Source organism: Ramlibacter sp. (genome assembly GCF_013697775.1).
Classification (GTDB): domain Bacteria; phylum Pseudomonadota; class Gammaproteobacteria; order Burkholderiales; family Burkholderiaceae_C; genus Ramlibacter.
The window spans coordinates 1-7,975 of sequence record NZ_JACCWG010000289.1 but is presented as its reverse complement, the minus strand read 5'-3'; the positions used below and the strand labels follow the sequence as shown (position 1 = coordinate 7,975).

At 70.5% G+C, this 7,975-nt stretch carries 6 protein-coding genes; 1 reads left to right on the top strand and 5 read right to left on the bottom strand.

Features of this window, described 5'->3' with window-relative positions; translation table 11 throughout:
- On the bottom strand, positions 1-2,093 hold a 2,093-nt coding region (locus tag H0U68_RS14440; protein ID WP_296356748.1), incomplete at its 3' end, for a response regulator.
- An 8-nt stretch (positions 2,094-2,101) separates the two neighbouring features.
- Positions 2,102-2,608 (bottom strand): molybdopterin-dependent oxidoreductase, encoded by a 507-nt coding sequence (locus H0U68_RS14435; protein ID WP_296356746.1) that lies wholly within the window; start codon positions 2,606-2,608, stop codon positions 2,102-2,104.
- Between the two features lie 111 nt (positions 2,609-2,719).
- Here H0U68_RS14435 and H0U68_RS14430 point away from each other — a divergent pair, with 111 nt between their 5' ends.
- Entirely contained in the window at positions 2,720-3,526 is an 807-nt protein-coding gene (locus tag H0U68_RS14430) for a hypothetical protein (RefSeq protein ID WP_296356744.1), read from the top strand.
- A 63-nt stretch (positions 3,527-3,589) separates the two neighbouring features.
- On the opposite strand, the gene argG is transcribed toward H0U68_RS14430, so the two are convergent.
- The 3 genes from argG to H0U68_RS14415 form a co-directional block, all read right to left on the bottom strand.
- Positions 3,590-4,921, bottom strand: coding sequence for an argininosuccinate synthase (gene argG, locus H0U68_RS14425; RefSeq protein WP_296356742.1), 1,332 nt, complete (start codon positions 4,919-4,921; stop codon positions 3,590-3,592).
- A gap of 51 nt (positions 4,922-4,972) precedes the next feature.
- A complete protein-coding gene (locus H0U68_RS14420) occupies positions 4,973-6,394 on the bottom strand; it encodes a DUF1501 domain-containing protein (RefSeq protein ID WP_296356740.1) in 1,422 nt (473 codons plus the stop codon).
- A partial coding sequence (locus tag H0U68_RS14415; protein ID WP_296356738.1) for a DUF1800 family protein occupies positions 6,391-7,975 on the bottom strand: 1,585 nt, incomplete at its 5' end. The genes H0U68_RS14420 and H0U68_RS14415, both read right to left, overlap by 4 nt.

The window sequence follows — 7,975 nt, the reverse complement described above, 5'->3', positions numbered from 1 at the left end:
GCCTGCAGCGCCTGCTGCAGCTGCCGGCGCAAGTCGGCTGCCGGGAACGTCCCGCCGGCCCGTGCCGCGCGGCCGATGTCGTCGGTCACCCGGGCGATGTCGGTGAATCCCAGCAGCGCGGCAGCGCCCTTGAGCTTGTGCGCGGCGTCGGCGCAGCGCGCCGGATCGCCCTCGGCCAACGCGTCGCGCAGCGCGGCGATGGTGCCCGATGCATCGGTGAAGAACATGGCCACCAGCCGCTCGACCTCGCCGGCGCTGAGCAGGTCGTCGATGCCCTGTCCGGCGGGCGCGCGCGCCGGCGCATGCGCGTGCCCCAGCACCGCCGCCAGCTGTTCCACCTTCAGCGGCTTGGCCAGCACCACGTCGGCCCCGGCGCGCAGCGCGCTGGCGCGGGTTTCCTCCATCACGTCGGCGGTGAGCATCACGATCGGCAGGTTGGCGTGCGGCACCGGCAGCGCGCGGATCGCGCGCGCCGTGTCCACGCCGTCCAGCACCGGCATGTGCACGTCCAGCAGCACGGTGTCGAACGCGTTGTGCCGCACCAGTTCCAGCGCCTGGCGCCCGTCCTCGGCCAGGCTCACCTCGTGGCCCAGGCTGCGCAGCAACAGGCCCAGGTACTTGCGGTTGACCGGGTGGTCGTCGGCCACCAGGATGCGCTTGGGCGGCAGCGCCGCGGCCTGCGCGGCCTGCACCGAGGCGCCGTCGCCGGGCGCGGGGCAGGCCGGCAGCAGCACCGCCAGCTCGAACACCGAGCCCGTGCCCGCCGTGCTCTGCGCCGCGATGTCGCCGCGCATCATGCGCGCCAGCGAGCGCGAGATTTCCAGGCCCAGACCGGTGCCGCCGAAGCGGCGCGACTGTTCGGCGTCGCCCACCTCGAAGCGCTGGAACAGGCGCGCCATGGTGGCCGCATCCATGCCGATGCCGGTATCGCTGACACGAAAGCGCAGCTGCTTGAGCGCGCCCACGTCGCGCGCCGAGACGTCCAGCGCCACCTCGCCCTGCGGCGTGAACTTGATGGCGTTGCCCAGCAGGTTGAACAGGATCTGCTTGAGCCGCATGGCGTCGCCGTGCACCCAGTGCGGCAGGCCGTCGGCCAGGCGCATGCGCAGCGCCAGGCCGCGCGCCTGCGCCTGGGCGGCCAGCTGGTCGCGCACCTCGCGGCACAGCTGCGGCAGGTCCAGCGGCGCGTCGTGCAGCGACAGCTTGCCGGCCTCCACCGCCGAGACGTCCAGCACGTCGTCCAGCAATGCCAAAAGATGGCGCGCCGATTCGTGCGCGGTGGCGATCAGGTCGCGCTGCGCGGGCGTGGTGGGTGTCTGCTGCAGCAGCTGCAGCATGCCCAGCACGCCCTGGAACGGCGTGCGCAGCTCGTGGCTCATGTTGGCCAGAAAGCGGCTCTTGGCGCGGCTGGCGGCCTCGGCGGCCACATTGGCCTCGCGCAGTTCGTCGGCCAGGCGCTCCAGCTGGCGGCGCGCGGCGGTCTGCTCCTTCTGGTGCAACCACAGCACGTAGCCCGCCATGGACAGCAGCAGCAGGTGCAGCACCGCCAGCCCGCCGATGGCCATGGCTTGCTCGCGCACCGTGTCGAACTGCTGCTCGATCAGCTCGGCCGACTGGCGCGAGGCGGCCAGGGTGTAGCTCTGCACGTCGGGCATGATGCGCTCGATGTGGTCGGCCATCGCGGCGGCGTCGGCGCGCGTGGCCACGGACGCGACAGCCTTGTCGCCCAGCCGCATCAGCACCTGCAGCTGGCGCATCAGCTCGGCGTGCTCGGGAATGTCGCGCAGCATCTCCAGGCCGCTGCTGTCCTGCAGCAGCAGGATCCGGCTGATCAGGATCTCGTAGGGCAGCGCCAGCGCCTGGCCGTCGACGTCGTCGCCCGGCGCGGCCAGGGCGGCGCGCAGGTCGCCGCGAAAGCGCATCAGCTGCCGCTCGAAGCCGAACACGATCGAGACGACGGAATCCTTCCAGCCCATTTTCTTGGCATCCACCGCATGTGCCTGGCGCACCTGCGCCACCGCCACCAGGCCCGCCGCGAGCAATGTGGTCAGGCTCAGCAGCACCAGGATGACCAGGCCCGCTTTGCGGGGCAAGCGCAGCATCATTCGACCTTGATGGATTTCAGCTGCCAGATCGAGCGCTCGTAATAGCGCTGCGACTGCAGCTGCGGCTTGCTGTCGAAGGGATAGATCACGAACAGCGGGCCGCGCTCGCGCACCGGGATCGGCTTGCCGTCGATGCGCAGCGCCACGATCAGCGTCTCGCGCTGCGCGTCCTCCACCGGAATGGTGACCTGGTAGTCGTTCAGCGCCATCGCCTTCAGGCTGGTGCCCTGCGCCTTGGCCAGGCGCAGCACGTCGCGCAGCAGCGGCCCGGTGAATTTCTGCGGCGCCTTGCTCCAGGGCGTGCCGGTGGTGAAGCTGTGCTGCGGCAGGCCTTCCAGCGCCGCCATGTCCAGCGGCACGCCGTCGGCCGGGCCTGCGACCTTGCCGGAGATCACCAGCACCGCCTGGCCGGCGGGCATGGGTTGCGGCAGCGCGGGCAGCACGGTGCACACCGCGGCGGCGGCGAGCATGCCGGTGAACGAGCGGCGCAACTGCGAAACCATGGGAAACGACTCCAGATGTCCGGGCCAGCGAATCTTATCCGGCCGGTAGAGACCCGCCCGTTCCCCTGGTGTAAGGTCGCGGCGGGACAACATGCATGAGGAGGGCTTGGCATGGACACCGCATACCGCGGCGCCCTGCGCCACGTGGGGCAGCTCAAATGGGTGGTGCTGGCGTTCTGGCTGGCAGTATTCGCCGGCAAGGCGGCCGGCTGGTGGCGGCTGCCCGGCGGGTGGTTCGGCGCGCTGGTCGCGTGCTTCGTCTTCGCCACCGGTGCGTCGGCCTGGGCACGCTGGCAGCGTGACCGCTGGATCCGCGAGGCGCCGCTGCCGCAGTTCCTCAAACGCAAGCTGCGGCAGGCGTATCCGCAGCTGGAACAGAAGGACGCGGACCTGGTGGAGCGCGGGCTGCGCCAGTTCTTCATGGCCTGCAACCGCAGCCAGGGCCAGTTCGTCGCCATGCCGTCGCGCGCGGTGGACGCGATGTGGCACGAATTCATCCTGCACACGCAGGCCTATCGCGACTGGTGCGCGCTGGCGCTGGGGCGCTTTCTGCACCACACGCCGGCCGAGGCGCTGGGCGGCGCGGCGAAGCGCAACGACGGCCTGCGCCGCGCCTGGTTCTGGGCCTGCAAGGACGAGGCGATCAACCCGCGCAAGCCCACGCGCCTGCCGCTGCTGTTCGCGCTGGACGGCAAGCTGGAGATTCCCCACGGCTTTCGCTACGTGCCCGACTGCAACGACATCGACCGCAAAAGCGCGGACGGCGGCGGCGACGGCGGGGCGTATTGCGGTACCAGCTTTGCCGACGGATCGGCCGGCGGGGATGCCGATGGCTTCGGCGGCGTGGACAACTCCAACGGGGGCGACGGAGGCGACGGAGGCGGGGATGGGGGCGGTTGCGGTGGAGGCGGCGACTGACTGACTGGCGTCCAACGCGCCCCCCGGGCGGTGAGCGGTGCCGGCATCCTCCGGTCCAAAAGCTCAGTCGTTGCCGAGCGAGGGCAGCGGCCCGTCGCCGTTGCTCGTGAGCAATCCGGCGCGTGCATACACCTCGAGCTTCTCGCGCGTGTCGGCGATGTCCAGGTTGCGCATGGTCAGCTGGCCGATGCGGTCCTTGGGCGAGAACGGCGCGTTCTCCACCTTCTCCATCGACAGGCGTTCCGGCGCGTAGGTGAGGTTGGGGCTTTCGGTGTTCAGCAGCGAGTAGTCGTTGCCGCGGCGCAGCTCCAGCGTCACCTCGCCGGTGACGGCGCGCGCCACCCAGCGCTGCGCCGTCTCGCGCAGCATGATGGCCTGCGGGTCGAACCAGCGGCCCTGGTACAGCAGGCGGCCCAGCTTCAGGCCGTTCATGCGGTACTGCTCGATGGTGTCCTCGTTGTGGATGCCGGTGACCAGGCGCTCGTAGGCGGTGAACAGCAGCGCCATGCCCGGGGCCTCGTAGATGCCGCGGCTCTTGGCTTCGATGATGCGGTTCTCGATCTGGTCGCTCATGCCCAGGCCGTGGCGCCCGCCGATGCGGTTGGCCTCCAGGATCAGCTCCACCGGGTCGTCGAAGGTCTTGCCGTTCAGCGCCACCGGGCGGCCTTCCTCGAAGCGCACGCGCACTTCCTCGGCCTTGACCTCCACTTCTTCCTTCCAGAAGGCCACGCCCATGATCGGGTTGACGATGCGAATGCCGGAGCTCAGGAACTCCAGGTCCTTGGCCTCGTGGGTGGCGCCCAGCATGTTGCTGTCGGTGGAGTAGGCTTTTTCGGCCGACATCTTGTAGCCGAAGCCCGAGGCGGTCATGAAGGCCGACATCTCGGCGCGCCCGCCCAGTTCGTCGATGAACAGCTGGTCCAGCCAGGGCTTGTAGATGCGCAGGCTCGGGTTGGTGAGCAGGCCGTAGCGATAGAAGCGCTCGATGTCGTTGCCCTTGAAGGTGCTGCCGTCGCCCCAGATGTGGACGTCGTCCTCCTTCATCGCGGCCACCAGCATGGTGCCGGTGACGGCGCGCCCGAGCGGCGTGGTGTTGAAGTAGGTGATGCCGCCGGTGGAGATGTGGAAGGCGCCGCTTTGCAGCGCGGCGATGCCTTCGTGCGCGAGCTGCTTGCGGCAGTCCACCAGGCGTGCCTTCTCGGCGCCGTACTCCATGGCCTTGCGCGGGATGGCGTCGTAGTCGGGCTCGTCGGGCTGGCCCAGGTTGGCGGTGTAGGCGTACGGGATCGCGCCCTTCTTGCGCATCCAGTGCAATGCGGCGCTGGTGTCCAGGCCGCCGGAAAACGCGATGCCGACCTTCTGGCCGGTGGGCAGGTGCTCGAGGATGGTGCTCATGGCGGCGATTTTACGAGCGCCGCCCCAGGGACCTCCGAATGGCCCTGTTCCTCAGCCCGCCGCCATGAATCCGAGGTTGCGCGCGCTGAAGTTCGCCAGGTTCGGCAGCACCAGCATCTGGTCGGTGGCCGAGACGCCGAACCAGCCGGCCAGCGTGGCGCCGAACTGCTCCACCGAGGTGGTGGGCAGCAGCCGGCCCTGGCCGACGTCGTCCGGGCCGTTGTTGGCCAGCACGGGCGCGGTGCCGATGAAGGAGCGGCCCTTCACCGCGCCGCCCAGCACGACCTGCATGCTGCCCCAGCCGTGGTCGGAACCGTCGTTGTTGCTCACCAGCGTGCGGCCGAAGTCGGAGGCGGTGAACGCGGTCACCTGCTGCGCCACGCCGAGATCCACCGTGGCCTGCTGGAACGCGGCCAGCGCGTTGCCCAGGTTGGCCATCAGGCCCGGGTGCGCGGTGGCCAGCGAATCGTGCGTGTCGAAGCCGCCCATGGAGACGAAGAACACTTGGCGCTTGGCGCCCAGCGTGTCGCGCGCGGCGATCATGCGCGCCACCATCTTCAGCTGGTCGGCCAGCGAATTGCCGGGGGGAAACACCGTGGGCAGCGTGACCGAGGCGAGCGCACCCGAGAGCTGCGCGTGGGCCATGACCGAGCGGCGCGCCACGTTGGCGTATTCGGCTTCGAGCAGCTGTCCGCGCGGCGTTGTCATCACCGCCTGCAGCGCCTGCGAACAGGCCTGCGAGCCGAACAGCGGGCTCTTGATGCCGTTGACCGCCACCGGGCCCGCGGTCGTCACCTGGTACTGCGCCGTCTGGTGGCCCGCCAGGTAGACCGCGTTGCCGGCCACGCTGACGCAGGTGAAGGTGGCATTGCCGTTGCCCGAGGCGAACAGGTCGCCCATGCGTCCGCCCCAGCCGGAGGTGCCGCCTTCGGGCAGCGAGGCCTGCCAGTACGACTGCTGGTCGTTGTGCGAGAACAGCTTGGGCGGCAGCGGCACCGAGCGCGCCGCGTACTGCGCCTTGGTAGTCGGCTGCACCAGCGTGCCGATGTTCAGCGCCACCGAGAGCTTGCCCGCATCGAACAGCGGCACCAGCGGCGCCAGGCCGGGCGCCAGCGCGAACTGGCGGCCGCCGGGCAGCGGCGCGGTGGGACTCAGTGCCGTGGCCGCGAGCACGCCGCGGTCGATCGCCACGTTGGCGCGAAACGACCGGTAGAGGTCGTAGCTGGCTTGGTCGTACGGGACCACGGTGTTGGCGTAGTCGTTGCCGCCGTACAGGAACACGCAGACCAGCGCCTTGTAGTCGCCGGCGGTCTGCGCCGCCGCCTCGCCCATGGCGGCCAGGCTCATCGCCCAGGGCGCCGCGCCCGATGCGAGCGAGAGCAGGCCGGCGCGGCGCAGGAAGGCGCGGCGCGATGCATTGTCGGGGGCGATGCCGGGGAATTCAGGGGAGGCCATGGCGTCGTCCTTGTTCATTTCTGCGCGATGTATTCGGGCGAGGCCAGCACCAGCAACAGTGCCGCGTTGACCCGGTTGCGCTTGCCCGCGTCGGTGGTGGCCGCGATGGTGTCGAGCGCTGGCTTCAGCACCGTGAGCACGTTGGCATGCAGCTGGCCCGCGGCCAGCACCAGGTTGATCTCGTCCAGCAGCGCCTGTGCATCGGCGGCCAGCGCGAGCAGCGCCGTGTAGTCGGCGCGCACCTCGCCGACCGCGGCGCCGTTGATCGCGTTCTGCATGAAGTTGACGTAGCCCGCCACCGACGACTCGGTGGTGATCTGGAACTCCGGCGCCGGCAGGCCGTAGGCAGCGAAGCCGGTGTTGGGCGGCACGTAGCCGGGGCGGAAGAAGTTGAACACCGAGCCCGCGCGCAGCGGGCTCTGGCCCAGGCGCGTGCCGGCATCCGACAGGTCGCCGATGTTCCACACCCCTGTGGGCGACGCCGCCTTGAATGCGCGCGCCCAGTTGAGAAAGCGCACCACCGGCTCGCGCAGCTTGCCGAAGGCCGGCCCGGCGGCGATGCGCGGATCGCGCGCTTCCGCGTCCAGCAGGATGGCGCGCAGCACCGCGCGCAGGTCGCCGCGCGTGCCGGTGCCGTTGTTGGCGAACACGGCCGCCACGCGGCCCACATAGGCCGGGCTCGGATTGCTGGTGACCAGCCGCTGGATCAGCTGGCGGCTGACGAAGGGCGGCATGTTGGGATGCATGAACAGCGTGTCCAGCGCCGCGTCGAGCGCGGCGCGCGCCGGCGTGCCGGCGGCGATGCTGGTGCCCAGGAAGCTCTTGGCACCGGTTTCGTAGCGGCTCGCCACCTGCGCCATCGGGCGGCGGTGCACGGACGCGGGCGGCGGCGTCGCCAGGCCGCTGGTGTCCAGGTCCCAGCCGGTGAACACGCGCGCCAGGCCGCTCACGTCGGCCGGGCCGTAGGTCTCGGGCGCGCCGGCCGCCGGCGTGCCGTCGGCGTTGAGCTGCACCAGGCCCACGGTGAACAGCTGCATCAGCTCGCGCGCATAGTTCTCGTCGGGCTGGCTGCCTTGCGCACTGGCCTTGGCATTGCCGCGGTAGGTGAGGTAGTAGCCCATGGCGGTGGACAGCGTCACGTCGGCCAGCAGCGTGCGGTAGTTGCCGAAGGCGTTGGCTTCCAGGATGTCCACGTAGTTCGCCACGGCGAACTGGCGGAACGGCCCGCCCACGCCCAGCAGCGACACCACCAGCAGCTCCGACAAGGCCAGCGTCATGCGCTGGCGCAGCGCGTCGGGGCTGGAGATGAGCTTGCGCCACAGCGTGTTGTCCAGGCCGGCGGTGCTGTTGCGGTAAGTCTCGGCGTCGTAGCCGTGCTCCACCAGCCAGTCGTAGTGGCCCTGGCTGCGCGGCACGGTGAACTGCTGTTCCAGCCAGGCCTCGTAGCCGATCGCCTGGAGCGACGCGATCTCGGACTTCGGCGCGCCCGGTGTGGCCTGGGCGAGGAAACGCGCGGCTTCCTGCGCGGAGGGCGGCGCGGGTGGCGTGGACGGAGCGGGAGCAGGGGAGGGAGAGGGCGCCGGCGACGGTGCCGGGGAG